The following is a 25,174-nucleotide window of genomic DNA, read 5'->3' on the forward strand; positions in this document are numbered from 1 at the left end:
ATCAAATTAAAAAGTGGACCCTGTACCTGATGGTGCTGGTAGCAGGTTTCGCGACTGGAATAGGGACGATAGGACTGTTCCCACAGATGTGGCTGAAATATGGCATCACGGGACTGGCACTCCACGCGGTGTTCTTGGCCATACTGACTTATCTGGCAATCCTCGAGGCGGAGAAGGTCATGAGATCTGGCTACTATTTCACGGAACTGTACACTAAAGTTTCGAGAAAACCGGGGATGATACTGGCGATTTTCGCGGTCGGTGTGATGTTTCTCTCCTACTACACCGCTAACACGGGTCTCGTGCTCCTCTCGCCGGTCTTGGGAACTGGAGCCGTCGGTAGGCTCATTGCAAAACTCATAATGATCGCTTTGACCTTGGTCGTCATAACCCGCGCCAAGGAGAAGACATTCACAATAATGGCCATAGGAGCTTTTATCCTCGTGATCCTCGTTCCCATTCTGGTACTTCTCCTCAAACCCAGGTTCCCGAGAACGCAATGTTTCTGAGCATAGCCAAGAACATGCTCACTGCCAGAAAACCGATCTCCCTTGAGATGCTTCGTGCGGCCGCTGAGCGCGCCCTTTACGGCGTCGGCTTGGGTTTTGGATTCTATCTAATGCTCGGTAGTTTCATCAATGAGCGCTTCAACCCCAAGCTCATTATTGGAACCGGTGTCTTCATCCAGTTCATAATAGGCCTCCTCTCAACCCTTGCCGTTATCTACGGGGTTACACCGTACAGGCCTGAGGAGTTCCTTATCTACGCCAACGGGGGAGAAGAGCAGGCAATAACCCTTATGGGGGACCTGCCCGAAATACTCTCAAACCACCCGATGTTGCTTGCTTTTCTGGGCCTGACCATATTCATGGCCGGACTAACCAGCCTCCTACCCGCGGCCGAGATCGGGGTGCAGATAACGGAATCGCTTATGAAGTTCGGCAGGTCAAAGGCGGCACTCTACTTCATGGGCATAGTTACTGTCCTGGGAATCCTCGACTCCCCGCCCAACATTGCCGATATGTTCCTCAAGGCCGTTACAACGTCCCTCCTGCTCACGTCTATCTTCGAAGCGTATCCGATAGTGATCGGCAAGGAAAAACCCGGCGCAATTGACCTAGCCGTTCTCGTGGTATCCGTGACACTCTTCATTGCGGGGTTCATAGCGCAGGTGCACCACGACATAAAGCTCGGTGGCATTTACTATGCGTCAGTAGTGCTCGCACTGTTCATCGGTCTGCTCGGAATAATGGGAGAAAAGATAGTCCCGCAGGGACCGGAGTGATCACTTGTGGGCAAAGATCGCCCGGACCTTTCCATCTTTTACCTCATCTATTCTCACGAAGCCGAAGCGCTCGAACTGGACGATGTCATCAACCTTAACGTCGGCATCGCTTTCAAGGAGCCCCTTTCTGATGATTAGCTCGTCCCCCTCCGGAACCCAGACCTCGCAGGGCTTGCCCTCAGTGACCCAGTGAACCATCCTCCACCTGTTTTTCTTGGCAGTTTCGTAGTCAACACTGTGGAACCTCGCCTTAATACCGTCCTCGCCCACCTCAAGGATTTCGACGTTGAAGAGGTCCTTCAGGCGGACGAAGTTCCCCGGCTTGAAGAGCTCCATGTCGTCCCTGGAGACGTAGACAGGCTTTCCTGGGACGAACTTGAGCCTCCTAACGCCCCTCTCCGGATGGTCTGGATGGAGCGGAATCTCGGCAACGAACTCCTTGGCCCCCTCTATGTACATCGGAACCGGGTCAGCGACGAAGAAGTAGCGGTTCGCTATCGGCTCTATTATGCGTCTGTTTATGGCAGCGAGGTTGTCCCAGCTAACTGTGGTGTCACTTCTCTTCAGACCGACCTCGATGATTAGCTCCCTTATCGCCTCGGGCCTTATTCCACGCCTCCTCAGGGCCCTAATCGTTCCGAGCCTCGGGTCGTCCCAGCCGAGGTACTTGCCCTCCTCTATTCCCTTCCTCGTCTTGGACTTGCTTAGGATAACCCCCTCGATGCTCAGCCTGCCGTGATGAACCGTAACCGGGTACTCCCAGCCGAGATACTCATAAACGTACCTCTGCCTCGTCTCGTTCTCGGCGTGCTCCTGTCCGCGGAAGATGTGAGTGACGCCGAGCTCGTGGTCGTCTATGGCAGATGCGAAGTTGTAGAGGGGCCAGACGCGGTACTTGTTGCCAGTCCTCGGGTGGTTGGGGTTGTCTATGATTCTCAGAGCGGGCCAGTCCCTGACAGCGGGATTGGGGTGTTTTAGGTCGGTCTTTATTCTGACGACAGCTTCACCCTCCTTGTACTCTCCGTTCAGCATCTTCCTCCAGCGTTCGAGCTGAACCTCAACCGGCTCGTCCCTGTGCGGGCAGGCTATTCCCTTGTCCCTTAACTCGCGGAACTTCTCAGGCGGGCAGGTACAGACGTAGGCCTTGCCCATCTTTATCAACTTTTCAGCGTAGTCGTAGTATATCTCAAGCCTGTCGCTCGCTATGTGTATCTCGTCAATCTTGAAGCCGAGCCACTCAAGGTCCTCCTTAATCCACTCGTAGAAAATCGGCTCCGGCCGTTTTACCTTGGGGTCGGTGTCGTCAAAGCGGAGTATGAACTTGCCGTCGTACATCCTCGCGTACTCGTGGCTCAGAATAGCGGCCCTCGCGTTTCCAAGGTGGAAGGCACCGTCGGGGTTAGGGGCAAAGCGGGTGACGACCTTTCCCTTCTCCGCCCTGGGAAGCGGGGGAAGGCCCTTCTTCTCTTCCTTCTTGGCCTTCTTCTCCTCAAAGAATTCGGGGTAAATCTCCCTCAGCTTCGCCTCCTGCTCCTCAAGGGAGAGGGCGTTTACCTTCTCAACTATCTCGTTCACGAGCGGGATTATCTCCTTTGCCCTCGGCCTCAGCTCCGGGTTCTCGCCGAGAACCTTACCTATGACCGCCTTTGGGTTTGCCTTACCCTTGTGGGTGTAGGCGTTGATGAGCGCGTACTTCCAGATCAGCCGCTCTACCATTCACATCACCGGAAAAAGAAGAGGCGGGGAGGTTATAAAGGTTAAAGTTAAGGAAAGGATCACTCGGCAAAGGTCAGTATCTTGAGGTTCACCGGCCTTCTGACGACGTTGGCCTTCCTCGCCCCGACGAGGTAGCGGACGTTGTTCTCGCTGACTATGTCTATGAGCCTCTGAGTGATTATCCCGTTGAAGACTATGGCGTAAATGTTATCCCTGGTAGAGATCGTCGTGAGCAGATCCCTAACAGGAATCTCGGCGATGACGTTCATGTTCTCGTCAAGGAGTATGGCCGTCTGCTCCTTCTTAACGCGCTCTATGAACTTCTCGAACTTTTCTATCTCCGGGCTCTTTGCCTGCTGGATGGGCCGGATTATTTTCTCTTCCCTCGGCTTCTGCTCCACGGGCTGGGGCTTTGGCTCGTGCTTTGGAGCGGGCTTGACCTCCTTGGAGGGCGCAGTTCTTTCTTTTTCTTTGAGAATCTCGTAGAAGTTCTTGCCCTTGTGGAACATCTCCGTTATGACTTGCTCGGCCGGGATCTTGCTCCTCAGGGCCTTGACTATCTCCTTCTTGGTGAGCTCTTCAACCTCCTTGCCCTCCGGGGCGCGGGCAACATAGTCCACATCTGCCACCTGGAGGAGCTCCTTGAGGATGAGCTCTCCACCCCGGTCGCCGTCGGTGAAGGCGGTAACTATTCTCTCCTTGCTGAGCTTGATTATTGTTTCCGGAATGGATGTGCCTTCAACGGCTATCGCGTTCTTTATGCCGTGCTTGAGAAGGTTGAGAACATCCGCTCTGCCCTCGACGACGATGATCGAGTCGGAGAACGGGACGTGCGGACCAGCTGGAAGCTTCTCAGGGCCATACTCTATAAGCTCCTTAGCACGGACGGCCTTCTTGACCTCTTCGGTGAGCTCCTGGGTCTCTGGAATCTCCTCCTCCATGAGGGTTTCGAGTATCTCCTTGGCCCTCTCGATGATGTACTTCCTCTTGGTTGCCCTGACGTCCTCGATGCGGAGAACCTTTATGTGGGCCTCGGCCGGGCCCACGCGGTCGATGGTTTCAAGGGCAGCGGCGAGGATCGCAGTTTCGACCCTGTCAAGGCTCGACGGGACCGTTATCGTTCCGTAGGTCTTTCCTGCCTTTGTGTGAACCTCAACGCGAATCCTGCCGATCCTTCCGGTCTTCTGGAGTTCCCTCAGGTCGAGGTCATCCCCGAGAAGGCCTTCGGTTTGTCCAAAAATAGCACCGACAACGTCGGGCCTCTCAACGACACCGTTCGCCTCAAATTCTGCGTAGATAATATACTTGGTCGTTCCAAATTCATCCTTGGCTGACATATTACCACCCCTTATTCTTTCTGCCTTCCTCTTTTCGGACAAAATCTGATGCAGGACGTGCTTCTTCCTCTTCATTGAAACCCCTCCAACTGGGGGTCAGAAACGGAGACGACCTTCATGTAGAGACCGTAAAGCTCCTCAACGCCTTTGATGTCCTTCTTTGCTATGCGCTTGAGTTCCCTTCTCGTCTCAACGTCCACCCGACACGGGTAGCCCTCGAGATAGGAAACAAGCTTTTTTGCGAGCTCTTCACCCTTCCTGTCGAAGTCAGTAAGGATCATGACCTCCCGGTAACGTGAGGCGATGAGAGCGATTTCGGCAAGCGGTAAGCGTGATAGCCTTATTATCTCCGCTCTGACCCCCAGATTCCTCAGAGCCACCTCGTCTCGCAGGCCCTCCACGATGAGGGCACCTTCAAACTCTCGCAGTTTCTCTATAAGCTCCAGGAATCTTTTATAGTTTTCGGCGTACATAACGCCCTCGCTCACCAATACTTCGTGAAGTTAAAAGCTTTTGGGTCACGGTCTCAGCAAGAGCCAGAGGCGGTAGCTGCTTCTCCTGCCGAGTAAAATCGCAATCATTGGACCGATTACAAGTAGCGAAATTAGCGCATTGCTTCCAATCTTGGAGTCCCTGAATACAGTCACGCCAAGAACAATGGCTAGCACAAAGCCGGCCAAGAACCCGATGAGGCCGTACGGGAGTGGACCACCTAGGGCTGGTTTGATGGAAATCACGTAAAGAAGCCCCGCCATTAACAGGACTATTCCGGGCAATGTGAGGTCACCGGTGATGGCGTAGATGAAGAGGGCAGACACAACAACGGCCAAAGCAGGACCCACGTTTCTCATACCCATCGTACAAAGAATCGGCGTCAGGTTACAAAACCTTTTCGTTAGCAGACCGGGTTTATACTACCATGATAACTCATCGGCTCCTCGTAGAACTCCTCTATCAGCTTCTGTAGCCTTTTTGAGAGCTCTATCTGAATCCCCCACGAGCCCTCGATTTTGCCTCTGGCCGCCATCCTGCCCAAAAAGCGCTTCATCTCCTCGCTCAGCGGACTCGGCTTGCACCGCGCCCAGGGGGTTCCGGGAAGGGGCATGAAGTAATGGGCGCGAACCTTCCCACCCTTCCTCATGATCCACTCCATCAGCTCGATGCTCTTCCTCTGGCTTTCTGCTGTTTCGTTCGGCAGGCCCACGATGAAGTCAACGACGGGCTCAAAGCCGTATTCCACCATGTACTCTACCGCCCTCTTAACGTGCTCGACGCGATGAAGGCGGTGCATCGCTTTCAGCATGGCATCGTCCCCGCTCTGGGCACCGATGGCAAGCCTCCTGTTGTCGGCGTAGTCAATGAGGAGCTCAAGGGTCTCGGGTAAAACAAACTCGGGCCTGACCTCACTTGGAAATGTGCCATAGAAGAGCCTCCTTCCCTCCTTCCTGAGGGGCTGGAGGGCCCTGAGCAGGGCCTCGAGCTTGTTTAACTTGAGTATTGCACCTGGACTTCCGTAGGCGAAGGCGTTGGGGGTTATGTAGCGCATGTCCTTCATCCTCCTTGAATAGTGCACGATCTGGTCTATGGGCCTGTGCCTCATGCGGAAGCCCTTGATGTAGGGTGTCTGACAGTAGTAACAGCGAAAGGGGCAGCCCCTGCTTATCTCTATCGGAGAAATCAGACGGACACTCTCTGGGTACGGCGGGAAGCGCCAGAAGTCCTCTACCTTCGCGAAGCCGGTAAAGGTGAACTCGCCATTGAGGCGGAAGGCCAAACCCCGGATTTTTGCCAGCTCGGGCGTTATTCTGTAGCCAGTTCTCTTCAGGGTCGTTAAAAGGTTGTAGAGCACCTCCTCACCCTCACCAACGACGGCTATATCAAAGCCGAGTTGATTGAGGGTGTGCTTTGGCATCGCTATTGCATGGTAACCTCCTGCAACGAGAAGCGCGCCTCTCTCCTTCAAAAGCTGGACTTCTCGCGGAAGGTTGCCCCAGATTTCCTCGGTGAAGAACGAGTAGAGAACGACCTTCGGCCTCGCTCTTAGAATCTCTTTGAAGTCCTTCGTTATGAGTAGTTCGCTTAAATCGAACCCCTGACTCTCCAAGGCACCGAGAAGGTGAACGAAGGCGTTGTGGTTGCGCTTGGTCATCCTGACCGCTATTTCTGGCATGGTCGAAAGCGCGGAAAGATGTTTAAAACGCTAACGGTTCAGAAATGAGTAGAAAAGCTAGAAAAAGCCATCAGGTCCTGATGGCGAGCTTGATGTCCTCGGCCTTGACGGTCTTCCTGCCAGCGTGCCTGGCGAAGTCGTTAGCCTTCCTGGCGATTTCGATTGCGTACTCCTCGAGGTACTCGGCGAGGACCTTGGCGGCCTCCTCGCTGACCCTCTCAGCGCCAGCCTTCCTTATAAGTCTGTCAATTGGGGCAATCGGCAACTCGGCCATTTCCCACACCTCCATAAAGGGTTTTTCAGTATTCTTTTGGCCATAGAAACTATATAAAGCTTTCGGTAAATTGGGGGCTGAAGGCGGCCGATATGGAAAATTGGCCGTGCCGTATTGGTAAGTGGAGTGAACAGCCGAAGGACAACAATGCTCTCACCTTAAGGTGTCAGAGAAATTGAGAAAGGGTGCCCCGGATAAGCAGTGGAAAATGAAAGATTATCCGGCGTTACAGGGTTAGTTAACGCAAATCTTTCAAGAGTCAAGAAGGCCTGTGGTGCGGGGGCGGGGATTTGAACCCCGGAACCCCTACGGGACGGGACCCTGAATCCCGCGCCTTTGACCAGGCTCGGCAACCCCCGCGCAAGAGATGGGAGGTGGCGGATGTTTATAAATTTAACGTTCGAGCTTTCTAACACCTTCCCGTGTTCCAACGAGCACGACATCAGCTATATCGGCGAATATGCCGTTTTCCACGACTCCTGGGATCGTGTTGAGTTCTATCTCCATGTCAAGGGGATCGTCTATCCGCTCAAACCGGGCGTCGAGTATGAAGTTTCCGTTGTCCGTGATCACAGGTCCATCTTTCTTCACTGCCATCCTCAGCTCTGCCCTTGCGTTGAATACTTCCAGTTCCTCCGCGATGGCTCGCCAAGCTGCGGGGATGACTTCAATTGGAACTGGCATTTTCTCACCAAGGCGCTTAACAAGCTTGCTCTCATCGACGAGAACTATGAAAGTGCCGGCACGGTACTCGATTATCTTCTCCATTGTCAGTGCCGCCCCGCGCCCCTTGATAAGGTTCAACGCGGGATCAACTTCGTCCGCCCCATCAACCGCTATGTCTATTGCGTCCGCCTCGTCGAGGGACACAACGGGCACCCCGCTCTCAATGGCAAGGAGTCTCGACTGGTGAGAAGTGGGTATGCCGTAAACCTCCAGTTCCTCCTCCTTGATGAGCTCCCCGAGGAACTTTATGAAGTAGGCAGTGGTTGAACCCGTCCCGAGGCCTATGACCATATCATCGTCAACGAAAGAGAGGGCCTCCCTCGCAACGGCCTTCTTTAACTCCTCCATACTCCCACCTCACGTTGAATTCATCATCTGGGCGAGCAGGCTCTGGTTGTTGTATGGTACTGGCCTGAAGTCTATTCCCACCGTGTATACCAGCATTGTGAAGTAGAGCCAGAAGAGCAGCCAGCCCCAGAAAGCTTTCCTGAGGATTGCACCTCTGAGCTCCTTCCCCTCGAGCCCCTTCAATTCTTCTGGGAGCTCATCCTTGAGAATTGCCCTGACGAACACGTCCGTGATCAGGAACATCAGAGCCCCAAGAATCCACGCGGCCCTGTTCTGGACGGAGAGGGCACCGCTGATTACTCCAGTGATAGCTCCCCATAGGTACACGGTAAGGGCGAATTTGTTCTCCGGTTTCAATCCTCTCACCTACTAACCCTCCGGGCTTTGCTTTTAAAATCTTATCCCCTCCGGGCAGCTTTGAAAAGGAGACATTGGAACCACAAAAGATAAAAGCTTTAACCTCCTAAAGGGGCTGTGGATAGGTCGCTCTATGGACGAGAATTCCGCAGTTAAATCACATTGCAGGAGGTGTAACTCTTGGAGGGCCGCTCCATAGTTTTCGCGTCTGGAAAAGGCGGTACTGGAAAAACGACCACTGTGGCAAACTTGGGCGTTGCCTTGGCCCAGTTTGGAAAGGAGGTCATCCTGATTGACGCTGACATCACGATGGCAAACCTAAGTCTCGTCCTCGGTATGGAGGACATTCCCATAACCCTGCACGACGTTCTGGCGAGGGAAGCGGATCTCAAGGACGCAATCTACGAGGGACCAGCGGGCGTTAAGGTAATCCCAGGTGGACTGAGCCTTGAGAAGATAAAAAAGGCGAAGCCTGAGAGGCTCAGGGAGGTTATCAGGGAAATAAGCCAGATGGCCGATTTCATCCTCATCGATGCCCCGGCTGGTTTGGAGATGACCTCTGTTACGGCCCTGCTCATCGGTAAGGAGCTTATAATCGTCACAAACCCCGAGATATCGGCCATCACAGACTCGCTCAAGACAAAGCTCATAGCCGAGAAGCTGGGAACGCTTCCCCTTGGTGCCGTGCTCAACAGGGTAACCAACGAGAAAACTGAACTAACTCAGGAGGAAATAGAGGCCATCCTTGAGGTTCCCGTCCTGGCGGTGATCCCCGAAGATCCAGAGGTAAAGCGCGCTTCGGCATACGGTGTTCCTCTCGTCATCAAGAACCCGACCAGCCCGGCGGCGATAGCGATCAAGCAGCTGGCGGCAAAGCTCGCGGGTATCAAGTGGGAGCCACCGCAGCCGGAGAGCCCAATCAAGAGGGTCTTTAAAGCGATATTCGGCGGCAGGAGGTGAGGCCGATGACAACGACGATACTCTACGTCTTTATCATAGTCCTCGGATTCATAAACCTCATGCTCCTCCTGCTGTACCTCTCGGCCAAGAAGAACCCCTACTACGTGGTCTACGACGAAGAAACAAAGTCAGCCCTCAAGCGCCGTGTTACAAACCTCAAGGAGGAACTCGAAGAGGAACTCGTGGACTTTGACGTCGAGGAATGGGAGAGGGAACTCGAGGAGAGCATAGAGGAAGAGGTTAGGAATCTTTGATCGTTTCTGTTCTTCGTTACTCTTCTCTGCCCCATTAAGTTTTTAAAGTTACTTATTGTTCCTAAAAATGGGTGGGGCGCATGGTGGTGAGGCTCGGCTACCGGGACAAAGTGGTCTACGTTGATGATGGCTGGGTTTACCTGTTCAGGGAAAAGCTCTACAGCGCCCCACTTGAGGAAGTTCTGCGTTCTGCATACTCAGGGGATGGACTGGTTCCCCCCGAGATCAGAGAGATCGCAGCCGACGTCGCCAGGATCTTTGAGATGTTCCCCAACCTGAACGAGAGGAGGGGTGTCACAAAGGGCCCCTCAGGACAGGCTATCTACGCCTGACAACTTTTCTCTCCCCTTTGGGCCTTCCGATTCAAGCGAAGGAGTTAAAAACCAATCATTCCTATTTCTATGCCAGCTAAAACTTGGGAGGGTTGGATATGCGGGCAAAGGTCAGAATACTTGATGTGTTCAGCGGTAGGTATTCGGTTTTCATAAACGAAGAGGAGGCAAAGAAGGCCAAACTCCACCCGGACGACCTCGTTAAAGTGGAGTCTGGAAAGAAGACGATCTACGGGAGCCTGGCTATAAGCAACCTCGTTGGACCCGGTGAAGTTGGTGTGAGCAGGGATGTTCTGCAGCTCCACAGTCTCTCAGAGGGAGAGGTCGTGACCCTGACGCCAGTCGGCACTCCAGAGAGCGTTAGATACATCAAGAAGAAGATGCACGGTGAGAAGCTCCGCAAGGTAGAGATCGAGGCCATTGTAAGGGACATCGTGGACAGGAAGCTCCGGGACATTGAGATAAGCTCCTTCGTCACCGCCCTCGAAATCAACGGGTTGGATATGGACGAGATAGCGGCCTTAACCATAGCGATGGCAGAAACTGGAGACATGCTCGACATCGACAGAAAGCCGATCATGGACGTCCACAGCATCGGGGGCGTTCCGGGCAACAAGACCAACATCCTCGTGGTTCCGATAGTGGCAGCCGCCGGTCTGACTATTCCAAAGACGAGCTCCAGGGCGATAACCAGCGCCGCAGGGACTGCCGATGTGGTAGAAGTTTTCACCAACGTCAGCTTCTCGCTCGACGAGATCAAGAGGATCGTGGAGAAGGTTGGGGCCTGTCTCGTCTGGGGTGGAGCTTTGAACCTAGCACCGGCGGATGACATAACCATAAAGGCAGAGCGCGCCCTCAGCGTTGATCCTCGCGGGCTAATGCTCGCGAGCATAATGTCCAAGAAGTACGCCATGGGCAGTCAGTACGTTTTAATCGATATACCCACTGGCAAGGGTGTTAAGGTTGAGACGATGGACGAGGCAAGGGCCCTTGCAAGGGACTTCATAGAGCTCGGCAAGAGGCTGGGTCAGTACGTGGAGGTTGCAATAACCTACGGCGGCCAGCCAATAGGCCACACCGTCGGTCCAGCGCTCGAGGCCCGGGAAGCCCTCTCTGCCCTGATGACGGGGAAGGGGCCGGGAAGCCTGATTGAAAAGGCCCTGGGTCTTGCCGGGATCCTGCTCGAGATGGGTGGCGTTGCTCCGGCGGGAATGGGCAAAAAGATGGCCAGGGAGATCCTCGAAAGCGGGAAAGCCTACGAGAAGATGAAAGAGATCATCGAGGAACAGGGTGGAGACCCGAACATAAAGCCAGAGGACATACAGATAGGCGACAAGACGTACACCTTCACGGCGCCGACGAGTGGCTATGTAACTGGAATAGACAACAGGGCGATAACGGGAATAGCCAGAGCCGCTGGAGCGCCTGAGGACAAGGGCGCTGGACTGGAGCTCTACGTCAAGGTCGGCGAAAAGGTCAAGGAGGGAGATCCCCTCTTCACGATCCACGCCGAGAGCGAGGCAAGGCTTGATCAGGCTATCGTCTTCGCCCGCAGGACAGAACCCATCAAGATTGAAGGGATGGTGCTCCAGCGAATCGGGAACATCTGACTCAATCTTTTCCTTTTCATTGACCGCAAAATTTATAAACCCGCCCAGAAAGGAGATAACGGCGTGTCGAGTGGGCCGGTAGCTCAGCCTGGTATGAGCGCCGCCTTGGCAAGGCGGAGGCCCCGGGTTCAAATCCCGGCCGGTCCACCAACTGTTTGGGCTGGGCCCGTGGTCTAGACTGGTTATGACGCCACCCTGACAAGGTGGAGGTCCGGGGTTCGAATCCCCGCGGGCCCACCAGTTGTTCTGAATTTTCTCATCAAAAACTCGTTTTCAAAAAGACACAACTAAAAACTAAAAAATGAATATCACAGATCCCTGAGCTTCCTCGCCTTCCCAGCCTTTATCTGGAGGTATCCCTTTTTCTCAAGAAAGCGGAGCAGCTCGTCAAAAGCTTCCTTTGACGCGTGGATCACTAACGTTCCCTTCTCAGTGGGTATCTGCAGTGGAAGGGCCCGGAGAAAGCTCTTTTTGAACTCCTCAACATCCACTTTCCTCTCAGCGAGGGCTTTCAGGATCTCTCCGGCCAGTATGGCCCGCCCGACAAGGGCGAAGTAGGCCTTGAGGACATCCTCCTCCGGGAAGTACTTGCTGGCGATCCGTCCGAAGGCATTTATTTTCTCCATCCTCAGCTCATAAACGTCGAACTCCCACTCAGGAGTCAGGTCGGTGAAAACGAACTGTTTGGCAACCTTCTCAAGTCCCTCTGGGTTGGTCACGAGGTTAAAGGGGAACTTGAACTGAAACCTCAGGGTGAGTGGATCAATTCCTTCTTTCAGCTTTAGGAGATTCCCATCGGGATCGTAGTCAAGTGCCCCCGCATTGTACAGCTGATCCAGAACGTCCGCTACCCAAAGACCCTCTGACAGCAGTTTGTCCGCAGATTCCCCACCTTTTAGGTGGTCGAGGATATGATTGATGCTCTCACGGAACGATTCGAATCCTTCCAATAGGGCTTCCCTGTCAACGCCCTCCATCACGTCGATCTTTGATCTTATTTCTTCAAGCGTTCCCTCCAAGAGGTATCCAACGAAGGTCTCGTGGGACTGCTTCTCAACTACCTTGAAGTCCACTCCTTCCCTCCTCAGGTCAGCGGAAAAAGCTTCTCTTAGAGTGGGGCTTTTTGTTGAGAGTCTCATACCATCACCGCCTCGGTAAAGGCTAAAAAGCCTTATAGACTTTTGGATTTGGGGTGAGAGAATGAGCGGAGACGGAAAGCAGTACCTCCTTGACAGAACTCTGGAGAGATGGAAGGGGAAGCGGATTGCCGTTGGGATCGGCAGCGAGACCAGCTTTTCTGGAATTCTGGCGGACTTCGATGAGGAAGTAATCCTGCTGAGGGACGTGACGGACTACACAGGAAACCGGACGAAGGAACTCATAGCGAAAATCGACGACATAAACTGGATAACCCTGCTATGAGGGATAGCCATGCGCGCGGTTGCCTTCGTTGGCTTTAAAAAAAGCGGTAAGACGACAACCGTTGAGGCGGTTGCTAGAGTCCTCAAGGAACGTGGCTACCGCATTGCAATAGCGAAGAGCATGCACGCGGACTTTGACAGGGAGAACAGCGACACGTGGAGGTTCTCAAAGGTAGCTGACGCCGTTATTGTCAGGGCACACGACACCGATGCACTCCTCTTCAAAGCCAAGGACATAAACGCGCTCTTCTCGACGGTCTCTGCCGACTTTCTCCTGCTCGAGGGCTTCAAATCAATCCAACATGTCCCCAAGGTGATTTGCGCAAGAAGCGAGAAAGACGTGAGGGAGCTCAACGACGGCTTAGCCATAGCAGTAAGCGGAGTTATAGCCTCGACCGGTGTTGAAAAGATAGGCGATCTTCCTGTGATTGACGCGACGAAAGAGCCGGAGAGGCTCGCCAATCTGGTTGAGAAAAGGGCATTCATGCTCCCCAACATCGATTGCGGCCTCTGTGGGTTCAGATGTGCTGAGATGGCGAGGATGATCGTGAGGGGTGAGAAAACGATTAAAGACTGTGTCGTCCTCAGCTCGAGACCCAAGGTCACGGTCAAGATAGACGGTCAGATCCTGCCAATGAAGGACTGGGTTCAGGAGCTCGTGGAGAAGACGGTAAAGGGCATGCTTTCAGCCATGAAGGGTTACCGCGAGGGCAGGAGGATAGAGATAGTGATCAGGGATGAATAAAACAATGAGAATCGTTCAAGACTATGAAGTTCTATGACATTACAATTTCACAACTTCACTTCTCTCCTTGAGATAAGCAGTTTGAGAGCTGCTCGAACAGGGGAAAATCTTTAACCTTTTCCCCTATAAAGTGTTCGGTGATCATATGGAACGTTATGTCCTTTCACTTGACGAGGGAACTACCTCGGCAAGGGCTATAATCTTCGACAGGGAGAGCAACATCATCGGACTGGGCCAGTACGAGTTCCCCCAACATTACCCCAAGCCAGGCTGGGTTGAGCACAACCCGGAAGAAATCTGGGACGCGCAGTTCAGGGCCATCAAAACTGCCCTTGAGAGGGCGAAGGTAGAACCGAGCCAGATAGCGGCGATAGGCGTTACGAACCAGCGAGAAACGACGATAGTTTTCGACCGCGACGGAAAACCGCTCTACAACGCGATAGTCTGGCAGTGCAGGAGAACGGCCGAGATGGTGGAAGAGATAAAGCGCGAATACGGGGACATGATAAAGGGGAAGACCGGCCTCGTTCCCGACGCGTACTTCTCCGCGAGCAAGCTCAAGTGGCTCCTCGACAACGTCCCGGGCCTGAGGGAGAAGGCTGAGAAAGGTGAAGTTCTCTTCGGAACCGTTGACACCTTCCTAATCTACCGCCTCACGGGCGAGCACGTTACAGATTACTCCAACGCCTCAAGGACAATGCTCTTCAACATAAAGAGGCTCGACTGGGACGACGAGCTACTTGAAATCTTCGGGATTCCCGAGGGGATTTTGCCAGAGGTGAGAGAATCGAGCGAGGTCTACGGCTACACGAAGAAGGAGCTTTTGGGTGCTGAGATTCCCGTGAGCGGTGACGCCGGTGACCAGCAGGCGGCGCTGTTCGGACAGGCAGGCTTCGAGACTGGAATGGTAAAGGCCACCTACGGAACGGGAAGCTTCATCCTGGCCAACACGGGAAAGACCGTCCGCTACTCCGACAATTTGCTCACGACGATAGCATGGGGACTCAACGGAAAGGTCACCTACGCCCTTGAGGGAAGCATTTTCGTAACGGGTGCAGCGGTTCAGTGGCTCCGCGACGGGATAAAGATTATCAAAAAAGCTTCCGAGACCGAGGAACTCGCGACCAAGCTGGAGAGCAACGAAGGAGTCTACTTCGTCCCGGCCTTCGTCGGCCTCGGCGCACCTTACTGGGATCAGTTCGCGAGGGGACTGATAATCGGCATAACGCGCGGAACGGGAAGGGAGCACCTCGCGAGGGCAACGCTTGAGGCGATAGCGTACCTTACGCGCGACGTTATCGAGGAGATGGAGAAGCTCGTGGGGATAAAGGAGCTCCGCGTTGACGGCGGGGCAACGGCAAACGACTTCCTGATGCAGTTCCAAGCGGACATACTGAACAGGCGCGTTGTCAGGCCCGTAGTCAAGGAAACCACCGCGCTCGGCGCTGCCTATCTGGCGGGACTGGCCGTCGATTACTGGGAGAGCCTTGAAGAGATAGAGAGCCTCTGGAAGGTGGAGAAGGTGTTCGAACCAGGTATGGACGAGGAAACGAGGAGAAAGCTCTACCACGGCTGGAAGGAGGCGGTAAAGAGGGCCATGGGCTGGGCGAAGGTCGTTGGGATCTGAGAATAAAATGAACACTTCCGTTCATCTGAATACTGTTCACCCATGTCCTTTTTGCTAATGCCCCAAAGAGTTCTTTCCTCGCCCTTTCACCAAACTAAAGGTTGAGGAAAGCTTTAAAACACCCGACATCGTTTCTGGAGTCAGATTGAGGTGAAGATTATGAAGACGAAAGTCGCTATAATAGGGGCTGGAATCAGCGGGGCGAGCATAGCGAGGGTTCTCAGCAGGTACGAGAACCTCGAAGTCCACCTGATAGAGAAGGCCCCGGACGTCGGCTGGGGAGTGAGCAAGGCCAACACAGCTCTGATTCACGGTGGCTACGACGACGACCCCGAGAAGTATCCCACGAGGGCGAAGCTGTGCATAAGGGGGAACAAGCTCTGGCACCAGTGGGTCAAGGAGCTTGAGATTCCGCACGTCTGGAACGGGGCCCTGATAGTCGCAACGAAGGATGAGGACTTTGACGAGCTCGAGAGGCTTTTAGAGCGCGGAAGGAAGAATGGCGTCCCCGAGATGAGAATCGTTGATAGGGATGAGCTCTTCCACCTTGAGCCAAACCTCACGAGGGAAGCGATTGGAGCTTTATGGGTTCCAATAGTGGGCCAAATTGGGCCGATTCCAGCCGTTATTGCGATAACCGAGAACGCCGTTGCGAACGGTGTGAAGACGCACCTCGAGACGGAGGTTACTGGCATAAAAGTCGAGAACGGCGAGGTTAAGGGCGTTGAGACGAAGGACGGCTTCATCGAGGCTGATATCATCATCAACGCCGCTGGTCTTTACGCTGACAAGATAGCAAGGATGGCCGGCATAGACTACTTCGAAATCCACCCGAGAAAAGGTGAGTACTGGATTTTTGACGACGACGTTCCCGGGCCGAAGCGCGTCCTCTTTCCGACGCCGACGCCGATAAGCAAGGGAATAGTTGTGACCACCGAGATTTCTGGCCATCTGATGATAGGGCCGAACGCCCAGGATTTACCGCCCGAGGAGAAAGAAAACCTCGCCACGACCAAGGAGGGCCTTGAGCAGGTCTGGGAGGGAGCCAAGAAGCTCTGGCCGCAGCTGCCCCCAAGAAGCAAGGTAATCAGGACCTTTGCAGGTCTGAGGCCCGAGCCGACTGGAGGGGACTTCATAATCAAAGCCGAGGAAGAGGTCTGGGGCTTCATCAGCGTCGCTGGAATACGCTCACCCGGCCTGACGAGCGCCCCTGCGATAGCCTATGAGGTAGCGGAGATTATAAAGCGCGACCTTGGAATCGAGCTGAAGGAAAAGGAGAAGTGGAACCCCTACAGGAAGGAAATCAGCCACTTCTTCACCATGACACCCGAGCAGGTGAACGAGGCTATCAAGAAGAACCCCGCTTACGGAAAGATAGTGTGCCGCTGTAACAACGTCAGCGAGGGCGACATCCTTGAGGCCATAGAGAGGATGAAGTTCATAGGCGTTAAAACGCCGAGTGTTGATTCCGTCAAGTTCAGGACTAAAGCCACAACGGGAACCTGCCAGGGAAGCTTCTGCAGGCCGAAAATTGTCCAGCTTCTTGCCAGGGAATACGGAGTAGAGCCCTGGAAAGTTACGCTGAAGGGTAAGGGAAGCGAGATTGGAATAGGAGACGTCAAGGTTCTCCTCAGGGGGGATGCCTGATGTTCCCGGAGATTCCGATGCTGAGCTACGACGTCGTTGTGGTCGGTGGCGGTCCTGCAGGAATGGCGGCCGCGATTAGAGCCAAAGAACTCGGGCTAAAGGTTTTGCTCCTCGACGAGAACGACTATCTCGGAGGAATACTCCCCCAGTGCATTCACCCCGGCTTCGGCCTGCACTACTACAGAGAGGAGCTGACAGGACCCGAGTTTGCTTCGCGCCTCGCGAAGAGGCTGGTCGAGCTTGGCGTGGAGTACAGAACGGCCGCGAGGGTTCTCGAGATTAAAAACTACTCCGACCTCGAAAAGGTCGTAATCTTCACATCGCCGAGCGGAGCCTATCAGGTCTGGGCGAAGGCGGTAATCTACGCCGCGGGAGCTCGCGAAAGACACGCCTTCGAGATTGGAATCGTCGGCGACAGGGTTTCGGGAATCTACACGGCAGGAGAGGCCCAGACGCTGATGGACCTCTATGGCATAATGCCCGGTAAGGAGATAGTCATCGTGGGTTCGGGCGACGTTGGCTTGATAATGGCGCGTCGCTTTGCCCTTGAGGGCGCGAAGGTCAAGGCCGTTGTCGAGCTGATGCCCTATCCAGGTGGCCTGGCAAGGAACGTCATGATTCTGAAGGATTTCAATATTCCTCTCTACCTGAGCCACAAGGTCGTGGAAGTCCGCGGAAAGGGCCGCGTTGAGCGGGTAAAGGTTGTCAGGGTCGACGAAAACCTCAACGAAATTCCCGGAAGCGAGTTCTGGATTGAGGCGGATACGTTGATAATATCTGCAGGTCTCGTCCCGAGCGTCAAGAAACTGAAAAAGATAGGGGTTGAGATTGACCCCGCAACGGGCGGACCGGTCGTGAACGACAGGCTGGAAACCAGCGTCCCCGGAATATTCGTTGCAGGGAACTCGCTCCTGATAAACGACCTCGTTGACTACGTTGCCGAGCAGGGCGAATTAGCGGCGGAAGGTGCGAAGGAGTTCATCGAGAACGGGGGAATCGAGAGCAGGAAGTGGGTTAAGGTAGAGAAGGGTGAAAACGTCCGCCTGATTGCGCCCCACTACCTCAGCGGCGACAGGGACGTTTACCTCTACCTGCGCGTGTCCAAGCCGATGGAGGACGTCGAGCTCAGGATTCCAGAGATAGGCAAGAGAATGAAGCTCCCCGTGGTCAAGCCGGCCGAGATGCTGAGGATAAAACTGAAGGCAGAGGAAATCAGAAAGGCCGAGAGGCTCACGGTGGAGGTGGTTAAAGCATGATTTACCGCTTCACATGCATCGTCTGCCCCCTCGGGTGCTCAATCGAGGTCGAGGTGGAGGACGGAAAGGTCAAGGAAGTCAAGGGGTGCAGGTGTCCTCGCGGTAAGGAGTGGGCGGTTCAGGAAGTTACCAGCCCAAGAAGGGTCGTGATGAGCGTTGTGCCAGTGGAAGGAGGGGCTTTGCCTACCGTGAGCGTCAAGACGGCCGAGCCCGTCCCAAAGGAGAAGATACCCGAGCTCATGAAGTTTCTGGCAAAGCTGAAGCTCAAAGCGCCGGTGAAGGTCGGAGAAACGGTTGCGGAGTGGGAAGGAATAAAAATAGTGGCGACGAGAGGGGCTTAGCCCTTCCTTATCTTTTCCGGAACTGTTATTTTGAAACCCTCTGGCAGCTTCCTGAGTTCAACGTGGAGTTCGTACACGGCTTTTCCGGTGGAGCTTCCGTATTCAACGTGGACTGTGTAGTTGATTCTCTCGAACTTCTCATCTATCGTTGCCTCGAAGTACGCTTTCCTTACGGTCATCTTCGGGATGGATCCAGTTGAGGAGACACTAAATTTGGTGTTTGGAAGGTTTTCGATCGTCCCATTGCTCAAACTGCCGCGAACTACGTAAACACTTCCATCCTTGGTTATCGAGACGTTTTTTGAGGAGAGCATGAGTTTGAGTATGTGCTTGGCCTGCCCTATGTAGCCCCTGAAGACCATAGGGTCTGGAGTCACTAACTCTCCAAGTCCCTGGAAGGCATTAGGGTTCACAGGTTTGAGTCTGGCATTTGATCCGTTAACGTAGAGGATGTAACTCTGTCCGGTCATGCCGAAGGGATCGAGTGGTTCGAGGGACACGTTCGCAAGGATTACTCCTTTGTTTCCATCGACGAGACCGGAGATCCTGAATCCCATCTTGAGGTCAGTGGGGAGCATGCTTATGTCCGAGAGATTGAAATTGACTCCCTCAACCATCGAGAGGTTGTACTCTGTCATATTGTCGATGCCCTGCAGGAGTTTTTCCTCGACCGTTGGGGTTGAGGAAGTTGCGCTCTTCCCTTCGTTGCCGGAGCCGCTGGAGATACATCCGGACAGCAACACTACAGCCGACAGCAGAAGCGCGAGCAGGGCACGTCTCACGGTTGCACCCCCGCAAAATTATAAAGAGAGGAAAGAAAAATCAGCCAAGAATCTCGTCGAGGGGCTTTGCTTCCTCTATTCCCTTTGGAACTGTGATCATGACGTCACCGTTTATGTTCCTGAGCTCTGTGGTTTCGTTGATTGTTAGGTACATATTATCGGTGTCTCCTTCGAGTGGATCCCTGATTGAGACAATGAGGTTCAGGTACTCGTGGATCCAGTATGGCATGCCATCGCCCCTTATCTTTACTTCTACGTATCCACTCTCGGTTGTTATGTTCATTACATTCTCATCCTTTAGGATCGTGTTTATAAACTCCCTTCCCGTGGCGTTGAGAATTTCCTCGAAGGTGACGTTGGTCTTGAAGTAGTAACCCCCTTCAACCCTCTTCATCTCCACGTTCTTCTTTGATAAAAGCTTCTCGATAAAGTCGACGTTCAAACTGCCGTTGGCAAACTCCGTGAGCTCGTTGTCAAGGGGCATGGAATACCACTTGCCCTCGACGTTGAAGTAAACGTTCGAGCCGTTAGTGAAGTAGGGCCAGCTTATCTTGGTCTCTATCCCGAGGTATTTAACACGGACGTCGATGTGACCCTTTTCTAGGTTTCTCCTGTTGTCAAAGGCGCCCGTTACATGGATGTATTCCTCTATTGTTATCGTCCTGTTGAGTTCATCGGAAACTGCCCTGAGGACAACACTGGCGTTTGTCGTGTACTCACCGCGCTCGATGCTGTTTATTGCGTTGAGAACCTTCTCTTTTGTCAGGCCTACACTGTCGCCGATGCAACCCGCTGCCATAACCACCCCGAGGATCAACAACACCGCGAGGAGTCTTCTCATCTTTACCACATCCGTGCAGTTTACACAACTAAAAACGCACTAGCCTTTAAATATGTTTTGTATTCAAATTTTGCATACTACTGTAAATAGTGTGCAAAAAGTGGAAAGTTCACCACGGTTCATTACCGTGCTTCTCGACTTCACCGGCCATGCTCCTGAGGTAGTTCTTCAGTGCGGATTTCCACCAGATTATGCCTTTAATCCAGCAACGAGTTTTCTGTACCCTGTACTTTATGTGCACGTCGATGTAATCGACACAAACGGAGGAGTTGCGGGGGTCGTAGTTGAGGGAGTGAGAGGTTTCGTACGAGACCTCCCTTAGTTCGTCATTCACATAAACTGCAACAACCCGGTAGTACGTGTTAACAAACTCGCCCCTATCTTCCCATTCGAGGATCAGGGTTGATCTATTCCCATTTCTTGTGAGGTTCACTGTGGTGGCGTGTTTCCTCATGTCGTTAACGAAGGTATATGGATCGTTGAGCCTCCTTAGGATATCGGGGGTTAGCTCGAAGGACCTAACGAAGACGTCCTCACCCCAATCCCGGCTTTCGTAGTACGCGCCGAACTGGCCGGGACATATCACTCCATAGCCTTTTGAGTGAAACGACATAAACCCCGTATCGTACTTCGTGTATTTGTATGAGTAGCCGGTATCGTCGATCCCGTCCGGATAAATTAAGAGCAAGAGAAAAGAGAAAACAATGAAGAGGATCCCAAACTTGCGGAGAAAACCCATCATGTCCTCATCGCCTCAAGCTTTTGGAGGAATATCTTCAGATCGGTCTTAAAGGGCTCGTCCGCCCTTGCGATCTCATCCTCGAGGCGTTTTCTGAGGCTTTCAGCATCCCCGGATTCATTTAAGAGGCCGAGCACGAGCTCCCTCAATCTATCATAGTACTCGACGTAAGGCCGGGCCTCAAAGAGGGCCTCCTCGACGGTGTTCTTTAGTTCCTTCAAGCTCACCACCTCCACATACCCTTGAGCGCGTAGTACCACCTCTTCTGTTCGTCTTCGGCACGGCCTAGCATTAGGAAGTACCTAAGGATCGCCAAGTTGAGGAGTAGCAGGAATATAAGGAGTATGTTGTAGGCGGGAACCGCCGAGCTCATGAACGCGAAGTAGTCCCAGAGGAAGTGGAGGAACATCGCAGTGAGGAGGAAGCTCCCAACCGAATCTGCTTTCCCCTCCGACACGAGGCCGTAACCAACTCCAACTATCGCACTCCATGTGCCGTGAGCGAGGGGAGTGAGGAACGCCCTGAAAATGGTCGTGGGAAGGCCGTAGCCCAGACCGTATAGAAAGTTCTCGGTTGCGGCGAAGCCGAGCCCAGCGGCCACCCCGTAGACGAGGCCGTCCATTATACCGTCCATCTGACCTGCCCTAAAGGGGTACAGTATGGCGAGGGCCTTTGAAGGCTCCTCAACTACCCCTGCGACGAGGGCCATATAAAAGGCACTCGCGGGGAGAATGTAGTTGGCGTAGCCCCAACGCGGGGTTAGAAGGGCCTCCACCACAAAGGCCACGACCACCGATAGGGTCGCCCCCAGAAGGAACGTCATCAAGACGTACCTCTTTGGCTCGGGCTCCAGTTTGTCCTCATGATAGAAGTACCACAGGAGTATCAAGGCCGGTACGTACGCGAAGAACACTATCGACGCTACAACGTTCATGCCACCACCCTCAACAGTTGGGAATTCAATCTTTTTAATGTTTTCACGGTTTCTAGTGATTACTACGACCAGACGTTAGCACCTGCACAAAAAATATATCAACTCTGGGGCTCAATTTTCTTATCAGGTGGTGGTATGGACAGAAAGATCACGATCATCGTGGTGTTACTGTTCATTTCCGTTGCTCTCGTTGGGGCTTTCTGGGGAGACATCCTTGAAAGGGCAAATCCCTCTCCCCCAAGGCTCTTGTACGTTGAACTAAGCGAGGGCATAACCCCCGGCCCCGAGGATGACGGAACGTACTACGTTCAGGGCAACCTCCTTTCAAACTGTACCGTTGCCTTCACTTACCTCATGCCAGAGCCTGGTAGAGTGGAGGTTTATGAGCTCGACGCGGCAACGTACAAGGCCCTTACCGGGAACGGCACCGGGAAAACCTGCTCGGATGAACTCATAGAAGGGACGCTGAAAGTCCAGTTTGACCAGAAACTTGAGTCCTTATCCATTCAGGTGTGGAACGGCAAACTCTCCGAGGACGGGGCCAACGTCTACTTCAGACTCCTCGGAACGTGGCAGTTCTTCGACAATCTGTCGGCCGTTTACGTTGCACCATCCCCCGAGAAGGACTACAAGCTGGTAACGATTCAAGAGCTCAAGGAAATGATCAAGGAAAACGGGGTGCACCCGCTTGGATGAGCGCAACCCTTAAAAACCAACCCTCGAAACCCGACCGACTAGGCGGGTTCGCCCGCGGGATGTTCCGCTCTGCGGAGAACCACAAACAAGGAAGGAGGGTGCAAGATGGGAATGTACAAGTACATAAGGGAAGCCTGGAAGAGCCCCAAGAAGAGCTACGTCGGGGAGCTCCTCAAGAAGAGGATGATAAAGTGGCGCCGTGAGCCCGTTGTCGTGAGGATTGAGAGGCCGACGAGGCTTGACCGCGCTCGTTCGCTCGGCTACCAAGCCAAGCAGGGCTACGTCGTCGTTCGCGTTCGCGTCAGGCGCGGAGGAAGGAAGAGACCCAGGTGGAAGGGAGGAAGGAAGCCGAGCAAGATGGGTATGGTCAAGTACTCGCCAAAGAAGAGCCTTCAATGGATAGCCGAGGAGAAGGCAGCTAGAAAGTTCCCGAACCTTGAGGTTCTCAACTCCTACTGGGTCGGCGAGGACGGGATGTACAAGTGGTTTGAGGTCATAATGGTCGACCCGCACCACCCGGTCATAAAGAGCGACCCGAAGATAGCCTGGATCACAGGTAAGGCCCACAAGGGTAGAGTATTTAGAGGTCTCACCAGCGCCGGCAAGAAGGGTCGCGGCCTGAGGAACAAGGGTAAAGGAGCGGAGAAGGTCAGGCCCAGCGTTAGAGCTAATAAGGGCAAGACCAAGTGATTTTTCTCTCCCCTTTTAAATTAGGTTCACCGCCAAGAGAAGGACGGAGCCAGCCAGAATGAGCGCTTCTTCGAGCCCGAACTTTCCCCTGTAGGGGAGTCTAAGATCCCCCTGGTAACCCCTTGCCTCGATTGCTTCTCCCAACTCGGTTCCAAGGAGAACCGTACCTATGAGCAGGGGAACGATACGAGCTTTAAGGGATGTGAAACTTCCTTTTACTCCCCGCGATGCCTGCGCTTCCGATATTTCACGATAGAGCCTCTCAAGGTTCTGGAGACCGTTGACGACCAGACCCGCCGAGAGAGCAACGTCAGACGGCAGCCTGAGATTCAACAGGGCGCCGGTAAGCTCTCCTGCATCCATCGTCTCGGAGAAGAGGAGGCCCAGTTCCATGAGGGCAAGAAGGCGGAGAAAGTAATCAACGCCTCCCAGGAGACCCACGAGCGAGAACGTGAGAAAACCCGGCGTGAAGGCCTTCCGTTGCATTAGGGGGATGGTCAGGATGAATGCCATGAAAAGGGCTAATCCCCTCGAAGCGTGGAGCAGGGAGATTCCCACAATGAGGGTTGCGATGATCTTGACGCGGGCGTCGAGTTCATCAATGTCCCTCAATGAGACTCCTCCTCATGAGCTCTATCCAACGGGTCTCCCTTAGACCGTATTCCCACAGGTTCAAGTTCAGTAGCCCCTCCGGTTTGCCTTCAAAGGCAATCCTGCCGTTGAACAGTACCACAACCCTGTCTGAAACTTCGAGGGCCAGCTCGACGTCGTGAGTTATCAGGAGAACGCCCTTTCCCTCTGCGCGAAGTCTTTTGACCAGCTCAACGACGGCCTTAAAACCTCTACCGTCGAGGTCGCTCGTCGGCTCATCAAGGATTACGTAGTCGGTGCCCATAGCTAAAACACACGCGATGGCGAGCTTCCTCATTTCACCACCGCTCAGGCTCAGCGGTTTTCTGTTCTCGTAGCCTTTGAGGCCAACCAGTGAGAGAGCCCATTCAACCCGTTCTTTTACCTCATTTTCGTCCATCCCAAGACTTCCAGGGCCGAAGGCAACTTCATCGAAGACTCTGCCGGTGAAGAACATCCTCTCAAGCCTCTGAAAGACGTAGCCGACTTTTCTGCTCAGCTCCGCGACGCTTGACTTCCTCGTGTCGATTCCATCGACGAGAACCCTACCCTTCGTGGGCTTCAGGAGGCCGTTGAGGTGCTTGGCCAAGGTTGTCTTGCCGGCGCCGTTGGGGCCGAGCAATGCTAAAACCTCTCCCCTGTCGAGGCTCATGTTGACGCCCCTCAAGACTTCTTTACCGTTCCTCGAGTGGTGGATGCTCTCAACAAGTATCATAGCTCACCCCCTCAATGACTGCCTTTGCAACGCGCAGGAGGCTCACTCTTTTACCGAGTTCCAGTGAGAGTGACGTCCCCCCTCTTGGGACGGGGTTATTGACGTTGACACCAACTCCCACGACCGCAAACCTGGCCAGCTCTGGCTCTCCAAAACCCTCGACGAGAACTCCCCCGAGCTTCCCGTTTTTTGTGAAGATACCGTTCTCGTTCACTTTAACATCCACACCGAAGTTTTTGATTGCCCCTGCGACTTCCTCCATAATCCTCAGCCTCAGGTCGGAGAGGTCTTCCATCGGAATACCTGGTGATAGCGCGAGTGAGAAGTAGAGACCACCGGGCATGGAAAGCCAGCTTCTCCCGAGCCTGCCCCGGCCAGAAGTCTGCTCACCAGCGATCACAAAGGTTCTAAGGGTTCCCCTCTCAGCGAGTGCTCTGGCAACTTCCATCGTTGAGGAAACCGCGTGAAAATAGATGGCTTTAACCTCAAGTTCCCAGGGACATGGGATTTTCGCTTCCTTCTCCAGGCAGTACCCCTTCCCAGTCGCTCTTATCGAGTATCCAAGGGAGTTTAGCTCCTTGATATGTTTCCAGACTGCCACACGAGAAATTCCCAGCTTTCTTGCGAGCTCCGTTCCGCTGGCCGGGCCTTTTCTAAGCCTCCTGAGAATAAACCTTTTTGTCTCGCTTTCCCTTAAAGCGCCGCGTAGATGAACTTTCATGTGCGTTCGTTAACCAAATT

29 protein-coding genes, 3 tRNA genes and 1 pseudogene are annotated in these 25,174 nt (G+C 53.7%); 15 read left to right on the plus strand and 18 right to left on the minus strand.

What is annotated here, in order from left to right; translation table 11 throughout:
• Positions 1 to 29: 29 nt before the first annotated feature.
• A pseudogene (locus TGAM_RS11175) lies at positions 30 to 1,285 on the plus strand (sodium-dependent transporter).
• Here the strand turns inward: TGAM_RS11175 and TGAM_RS08965 are convergent.
• The 9 genes from TGAM_RS08965 to TGAM_RS09005 all read right to left on the minus strand — a co-directional run bounded on the left by TGAM_RS08965 (position 1,286) and on the right by TGAM_RS09005 (position 8,222).
• Complete coding sequence (locus TGAM_RS08965) at positions 1,286 to 3,001, minus strand: glutamate--tRNA ligase (protein ID WP_015859386.1); 1,716 nt, start codon at positions 2,999 to 3,001, stop codon at positions 1,286 to 1,288.
• Between the two features lie 59 nt (positions 3,002 to 3,060).
• Positions 3,061 to 4,413, minus strand: a complete 1,353-nt coding sequence (gene dnaG / locus TGAM_RS08970) for a DNA primase DnaG (RefSeq protein ID WP_015859387.1) — start codon at positions 4,411 to 4,413, stop codon at positions 3,061 to 3,063.
• Positions 4,410 to 4,811, minus strand: a complete 402-nt coding sequence (locus tag TGAM_RS08975; RefSeq protein ID WP_015859388.1) for a toprim domain-containing protein — start codon at positions 4,809 to 4,811, stop codon at positions 4,410 to 4,412. The genes dnaG and TGAM_RS08975 overlap by 4 nt, the downstream gene beginning before the upstream one ends.
• Positions 4,812 to 4,856: 45 nt before the next feature.
• On the minus strand, positions 4,857 to 5,195 hold the full coding sequence (locus TGAM_RS08980; protein ID WP_015859389.1) for a hypothetical protein: 339 nt from the start codon (positions 5,193 to 5,195) through the stop codon (positions 4,857 to 4,859).
• A gap of 38 nt (positions 5,196 to 5,233) precedes the next feature.
• Complete coding sequence (locus TGAM_RS08985; RefSeq protein ID WP_015859390.1) at positions 5,234 to 6,508, minus strand: TIGR04013 family B12-binding domain/radical SAM domain-containing protein; 1,275 nt, start codon at positions 6,506 to 6,508, stop codon at positions 5,234 to 5,236.
• A 70-nt stretch (positions 6,509 to 6,578) separates the two neighbouring features.
• Positions 6,579 to 6,782 (minus strand): archaeal histone HpkA, encoded by a 204-nt coding sequence (hpkA, locus tag TGAM_RS08990; RefSeq protein WP_015859391.1) that lies wholly within the window; start codon positions 6,780 to 6,782, stop codon positions 6,579 to 6,581.
• 272 nt (positions 6,783 to 7,054) lie between these two features.
• Positions 7,055 to 7,142: transfer RNA gene (locus TGAM_RS08995), tRNA-Leu, on the minus strand.
• Positions 7,143 to 7,175: 33 nt separating this feature from the next.
• A complete protein-coding gene (gene rpiA / locus TGAM_RS09000) occupies positions 7,176 to 7,856 on the minus strand; it encodes a ribose-5-phosphate isomerase RpiA (RefSeq protein WP_015859392.1) in 681 nt (226 codons plus the stop codon).
• 9 nt (positions 7,857 to 7,865) lie between these two features.
• A complete protein-coding gene (locus TGAM_RS09005; protein ID WP_094745791.1) occupies positions 7,866 to 8,222 on the minus strand; it encodes a hypothetical protein in 357 nt (118 codons plus the stop codon).
• Positions 8,223 to 8,393: 171 nt separating this feature from the next.
• Between TGAM_RS09005 and minD the strand changes: the two genes are divergently transcribed.
• The 6 genes from minD to TGAM_RS09035 all read left to right on the plus strand — a co-directional run bounded on the left by minD (position 8,394) and on the right by TGAM_RS09035 (position 11,609).
• Positions 8,394 to 9,173: a cell division ATPase MinD gene (gene minD / locus TGAM_RS09010; protein ID WP_015859394.1), complete on the plus strand. Its 780-nt coding sequence runs from the start codon at positions 8,394 to 8,396 to the stop codon at positions 9,171 to 9,173.
• A 5-nt stretch (positions 9,174 to 9,178) separates the two neighbouring features.
• Positions 9,179 to 9,427 (plus strand): hypothetical protein, encoded by a 249-nt coding sequence (locus TGAM_RS09015; protein WP_015859395.1) that lies wholly within the window; start codon positions 9,179 to 9,181, stop codon positions 9,425 to 9,427.
• An 80-nt stretch (positions 9,428 to 9,507) separates the two neighbouring features.
• Complete coding sequence (locus TGAM_RS09020) at positions 9,508 to 9,759, plus strand: hypothetical protein (protein WP_048811315.1); 252 nt, start codon at positions 9,508 to 9,510, stop codon at positions 9,757 to 9,759.
• Between the two features lie 98 nt (positions 9,760 to 9,857).
• The gene (locus TGAM_RS09025) at positions 9,858 to 11,369 is read left to right on the plus strand and encodes an AMP phosphorylase (RefSeq protein WP_015859397.1); all 1,512 of its coding nucleotides are present in this window, start codon (positions 9,858 to 9,860) and stop codon (positions 11,367 to 11,369) included.
• A 72-nt stretch (positions 11,370 to 11,441) separates the two neighbouring features.
• A tRNA-Ala gene (locus tag TGAM_RS09030) sits at positions 11,442 to 11,519 on the plus strand.
• Positions 11,520 to 11,531: 12 nt separating this feature from the next.
• Positions 11,532 to 11,609: transfer RNA gene (locus tag TGAM_RS09035), tRNA-Val, on the plus strand.
• A 68-nt stretch (positions 11,610 to 11,677) separates the two neighbouring features.
• Here TGAM_RS09035 and TGAM_RS09040 read toward each other — a convergent pair.
• Positions 11,678 to 12,508 carry a hypothetical protein gene (locus TGAM_RS09040; RefSeq protein ID WP_015859398.1) on the minus strand — a complete coding sequence of 277 codons (831 nt, stop codon included), beginning with the start codon at positions 12,506 to 12,508 and terminating at the stop codon, positions 11,678 to 11,680.
• Between the two features lie 61 nt (positions 12,509 to 12,569).
• On the opposite strand from TGAM_RS09040, the gene TGAM_RS09045 reads away from it, so the two are divergent.
• The 6 genes from TGAM_RS09045 to TGAM_RS09070 all read left to right on the plus strand — a co-directional run bounded on the left by TGAM_RS09045 (position 12,570) and on the right by TGAM_RS09070 (position 18,406).
• Positions 12,570 to 12,791 carry an LSm family protein gene (locus tag TGAM_RS09045; protein ID WP_015859399.1) on the plus strand — a complete coding sequence of 74 codons (222 nt, stop codon included), beginning with the start codon at positions 12,570 to 12,572 and terminating at the stop codon, positions 12,789 to 12,791.
• A gap of 9 nt (positions 12,792 to 12,800) precedes the next feature.
• Entirely contained in the window at positions 12,801 to 13,535 is a 735-nt protein-coding gene (locus TGAM_RS09050) for a molybdopterin-guanine dinucleotide biosynthesis protein MobB (protein ID WP_015859400.1), read from the plus strand.
• A gap of 145 nt (positions 13,536 to 13,680) precedes the next feature.
• Positions 13,681 to 15,162, plus strand: a complete 1,482-nt coding sequence (glpK, locus tag TGAM_RS09055) for a glycerol kinase GlpK (protein WP_015859401.1) — start codon at positions 13,681 to 13,683, stop codon at positions 15,160 to 15,162.
• A 159-nt stretch (positions 15,163 to 15,321) separates the two neighbouring features.
• Positions 15,322 to 16,809, plus strand: coding sequence for an NAD(P)/FAD-dependent oxidoreductase (locus TGAM_RS09060; RefSeq protein ID WP_015859402.1), 1,488 nt, complete (start codon positions 15,322 to 15,324; stop codon positions 16,807 to 16,809).
• Complete coding sequence (locus tag TGAM_RS09065; protein WP_015859403.1) at positions 16,809 to 18,065, plus strand: NAD(P)/FAD-dependent oxidoreductase; 1,257 nt, start codon at positions 16,809 to 16,811, stop codon at positions 18,063 to 18,065. Before TGAM_RS09060 ends, TGAM_RS09065 begins: the two co-directional genes overlap by 1 nt.
• Complete coding sequence (locus tag TGAM_RS09070; protein ID WP_015859404.1) at positions 18,062 to 18,406, plus strand: DUF1667 domain-containing protein; 345 nt, start codon at positions 18,062 to 18,064, stop codon at positions 18,404 to 18,406. The genes TGAM_RS09065 and TGAM_RS09070 overlap by 4 nt, the downstream gene beginning before the upstream one ends.
• Here the strand turns inward: TGAM_RS09070 and TGAM_RS09075 are convergent.
• The 5 genes from TGAM_RS09075 to TGAM_RS09095 all read right to left on the minus strand — a co-directional run bounded on the left by TGAM_RS09075 (position 18,403) and on the right by TGAM_RS09095 (position 21,702).
• Positions 18,403 to 19,188, minus strand: a complete 786-nt coding sequence (locus tag TGAM_RS09075; protein WP_015859405.1) for a hypothetical protein — start codon at positions 19,186 to 19,188, stop codon at positions 18,403 to 18,405. The genes TGAM_RS09070 and TGAM_RS09075 overlap by 4 nt on opposite strands.
• A gap of 40 nt (positions 19,189 to 19,228) precedes the next feature.
• A complete protein-coding gene (locus TGAM_RS09080; RefSeq protein ID WP_048811316.1) occupies positions 19,229 to 20,029 on the minus strand; it encodes a hypothetical protein in 801 nt (266 codons plus the stop codon).
• Positions 20,030 to 20,138: 109 nt separating this feature from the next.
• Entirely contained in the window at positions 20,139 to 20,768 is a 630-nt protein-coding gene (locus TGAM_RS09085) for a hypothetical protein (protein WP_238516207.1), read from the minus strand.
• Positions 20,768 to 20,989 (minus strand): hypothetical protein, encoded by a 222-nt coding sequence (locus tag TGAM_RS09090; RefSeq protein ID WP_015859408.1) that lies wholly within the window; start codon positions 20,987 to 20,989, stop codon positions 20,768 to 20,770. Before TGAM_RS09090 ends, TGAM_RS09085 begins: the two co-directional genes overlap by 1 nt.
• 2 nt (positions 20,990 to 20,991) lie before the next feature.
• Positions 20,992 to 21,702 carry a PrsW family intramembrane metalloprotease gene (locus TGAM_RS09095; protein WP_015859409.1) on the minus strand — a complete coding sequence of 237 codons (711 nt, stop codon included), beginning with the start codon at positions 21,700 to 21,702 and terminating at the stop codon, positions 20,992 to 20,994.
• Between the two features lie 135 nt (positions 21,703 to 21,837).
• On the opposite strand from TGAM_RS09095, the gene TGAM_RS09100 reads away from it, so the two are divergent.
• Together TGAM_RS09100 and TGAM_RS09105 are read left to right on the plus strand one after the other, a co-directional pair.
• Positions 21,838 to 22,398: a hypothetical protein gene (locus TGAM_RS09100; protein WP_048811317.1), complete on the plus strand. Its 561-nt coding sequence runs from the start codon at positions 21,838 to 21,840 to the stop codon at positions 22,396 to 22,398.
• Between the two features lie 105 nt (positions 22,399 to 22,503).
• On the plus strand, positions 22,504 to 23,088 hold the full coding sequence (locus tag TGAM_RS09105; protein WP_015859411.1) for a 50S ribosomal protein L15e: 585 nt from the start codon (positions 22,504 to 22,506) through the stop codon (positions 23,086 to 23,088).
• 15 nt (positions 23,089 to 23,103) lie between these two features.
• Here the strand turns inward: TGAM_RS09105 and TGAM_RS09110 are convergent, their stop codons facing one another.
• The 3 genes from TGAM_RS09110 to TGAM_RS09120 are packed head-to-tail and all read right to left on the minus strand — an operon-like array spanning position 23,104 to position 25,154.
• Complete coding sequence (locus tag TGAM_RS09110) at positions 23,104 to 23,700, minus strand: energy-coupling factor transporter transmembrane component T family protein (protein ID WP_015859412.1); 597 nt, start codon at positions 23,698 to 23,700, stop codon at positions 23,104 to 23,106.
• On the minus strand, positions 23,687 to 24,433 hold the full coding sequence (locus tag TGAM_RS09115; RefSeq protein WP_015859413.1) for an energy-coupling factor ABC transporter ATP-binding protein: 747 nt from the start codon (positions 24,431 to 24,433) through the stop codon (positions 23,687 to 23,689). The genes TGAM_RS09110 and TGAM_RS09115 overlap by 14 nt, the downstream gene beginning before the upstream one ends.
• Positions 24,420 to 25,154 (minus strand): biotin--[acetyl-CoA-carboxylase] ligase, encoded by a 735-nt coding sequence (locus TGAM_RS09120; protein WP_015859414.1) that lies wholly within the window; start codon positions 25,152 to 25,154, stop codon positions 24,420 to 24,422. Before TGAM_RS09120 ends, TGAM_RS09115 begins: the two co-directional genes overlap by 14 nt.
• Positions 25,155 to 25,174: the final 20 nt, after the last annotated feature.

This window comes from Thermococcus gammatolerans EJ3 (genome assembly GCF_000022365.1).
Lineage (GTDB): Archaea > Methanobacteriota_B > Thermococci > Thermococcales > Thermococcaceae > Thermococcus > Thermococcus gammatolerans.

What these genes read in the sequence shown, in the direction of transcription:
- TGAM_RS09085 (WP_238516207.1), bottom strand. Translation starts at nt 20,768, where the DNA reads ATGGGTTTTCTCCGCAAGTTTGGGATCCTCTTCATTGTTTTCTCTTTT.
- TGAM_RS09020 (WP_048811315.1), top strand. Translation starts at nt 9,508, where the DNA reads ATGGTGGTGAGGCTCGGCTACCGGGACAAAGTGGTCTACGTTGATGAT.
- TGAM_RS09070 (WP_015859404.1), top strand. Translation starts at nt 18,062, where the DNA reads ATGATTTACCGCTTCACATGCATCGTCTGCCCCCTCGGGTGCTCAATC.
- hpkA (WP_015859391.1), bottom strand. Translation starts at nt 6,782, where the DNA reads ATGGCCGAGTTGCCGATTGCCCCAATTGACAGACTTATAAGGAAGGCT.
- TGAM_RS08985 (WP_015859390.1), bottom strand. Translation starts at nt 6,508, where the DNA reads ATGCCAGAAATAGCGGTCAGGATGACCAAGCGCAACCACAACGCCTTC.
- TGAM_RS09045 (WP_015859399.1), top strand. Translation starts at nt 12,570, where the DNA reads ATGAGCGGAGACGGAAAGCAGTACCTCCTTGACAGAACTCTGGAGAGA.
- TGAM_RS09040 (WP_015859398.1), bottom strand. Translation starts at nt 12,508, where the DNA reads ATGAGACTCTCAACAAAAAGCCCCACTCTAAGAGAAGCTTTTTCCGCT.
- TGAM_RS09105 (WP_015859411.1), top strand. Translation starts at nt 22,504, where the DNA reads ATGGGAATGTACAAGTACATAAGGGAAGCCTGGAAGAGCCCCAAGAAG.
- TGAM_RS09060 (WP_015859402.1), top strand. Translation starts at nt 15,322, where the DNA reads ATGAAGACGAAAGTCGCTATAATAGGGGCTGGAATCAGCGGGGCGAGC.
- TGAM_RS09015 (WP_015859395.1), top strand. Translation starts at nt 9,179, where the DNA reads ATGACAACGACGATACTCTACGTCTTTATCATAGTCCTCGGATTCATA.
- TGAM_RS09120 (WP_015859414.1), bottom strand. Translation starts at nt 25,154, where the DNA reads ATGAAAGTTCATCTACGCGGCGCTTTAAGGGAAAGCGAGACAAAAAGG.
- TGAM_RS09065 (WP_015859403.1), top strand. Translation starts at nt 16,809, where the DNA reads ATGTTCCCGGAGATTCCGATGCTGAGCTACGACGTCGTTGTGGTCGGT.
- TGAM_RS08980 (WP_015859389.1), bottom strand. Translation starts at nt 5,195, where the DNA reads ATGGGTATGAGAAACGTGGGTCCTGCTTTGGCCGTTGTTGTGTCTGCC.
- rpiA (WP_015859392.1), bottom strand. Translation starts at nt 7,856, where the DNA reads ATGGAGGAGTTAAAGAAGGCCGTTGCGAGGGAGGCCCTCTCTTTCGTT.
- dnaG (WP_015859387.1), bottom strand. Translation starts at nt 4,413, where the DNA reads ATGAAGAGGAAGAAGCACGTCCTGCATCAGATTTTGTCCGAAAAGAGG.
- TGAM_RS08975 (WP_015859388.1), bottom strand. Translation starts at nt 4,811, where the DNA reads ATGTACGCCGAAAACTATAAAAGATTCCTGGAGCTTATAGAGAAACTG.
- TGAM_RS09080 (WP_048811316.1), bottom strand. Translation starts at nt 20,029, where the DNA reads ATGAGAAGACTCCTCGCGGTGTTGTTGATCCTCGGGGTGGTTATGGCA.
- glpK (WP_015859401.1), top strand. Translation starts at nt 13,681, where the DNA reads ATGGAACGTTATGTCCTTTCACTTGACGAGGGAACTACCTCGGCAAGG.
- TGAM_RS09025 (WP_015859397.1), top strand. Translation starts at nt 9,858, where the DNA reads ATGCGGGCAAAGGTCAGAATACTTGATGTGTTCAGCGGTAGGTATTCG.
- TGAM_RS09050 (WP_015859400.1), top strand. Translation starts at nt 12,801, where the DNA reads ATGCGCGCGGTTGCCTTCGTTGGCTTTAAAAAAAGCGGTAAGACGACA.
- TGAM_RS08965 (WP_015859386.1), bottom strand. Translation starts at nt 3,001, where the DNA reads ATGGTAGAGCGGCTGATCTGGAAGTACGCGCTCATCAACGCCTACACC.
- TGAM_RS09100 (WP_048811317.1), top strand. Translation starts at nt 21,838, where the DNA reads ATGGACAGAAAGATCACGATCATCGTGGTGTTACTGTTCATTTCCGTT.
- TGAM_RS09095 (WP_015859409.1), bottom strand. Translation starts at nt 21,702, where the DNA reads ATGAACGTTGTAGCGTCGATAGTGTTCTTCGCGTACGTACCGGCCTTG.
- TGAM_RS09115 (WP_015859413.1), bottom strand. Translation starts at nt 24,433, where the DNA reads ATGATACTTGTTGAGAGCATCCACCACTCGAGGAACGGTAAAGAAGTC.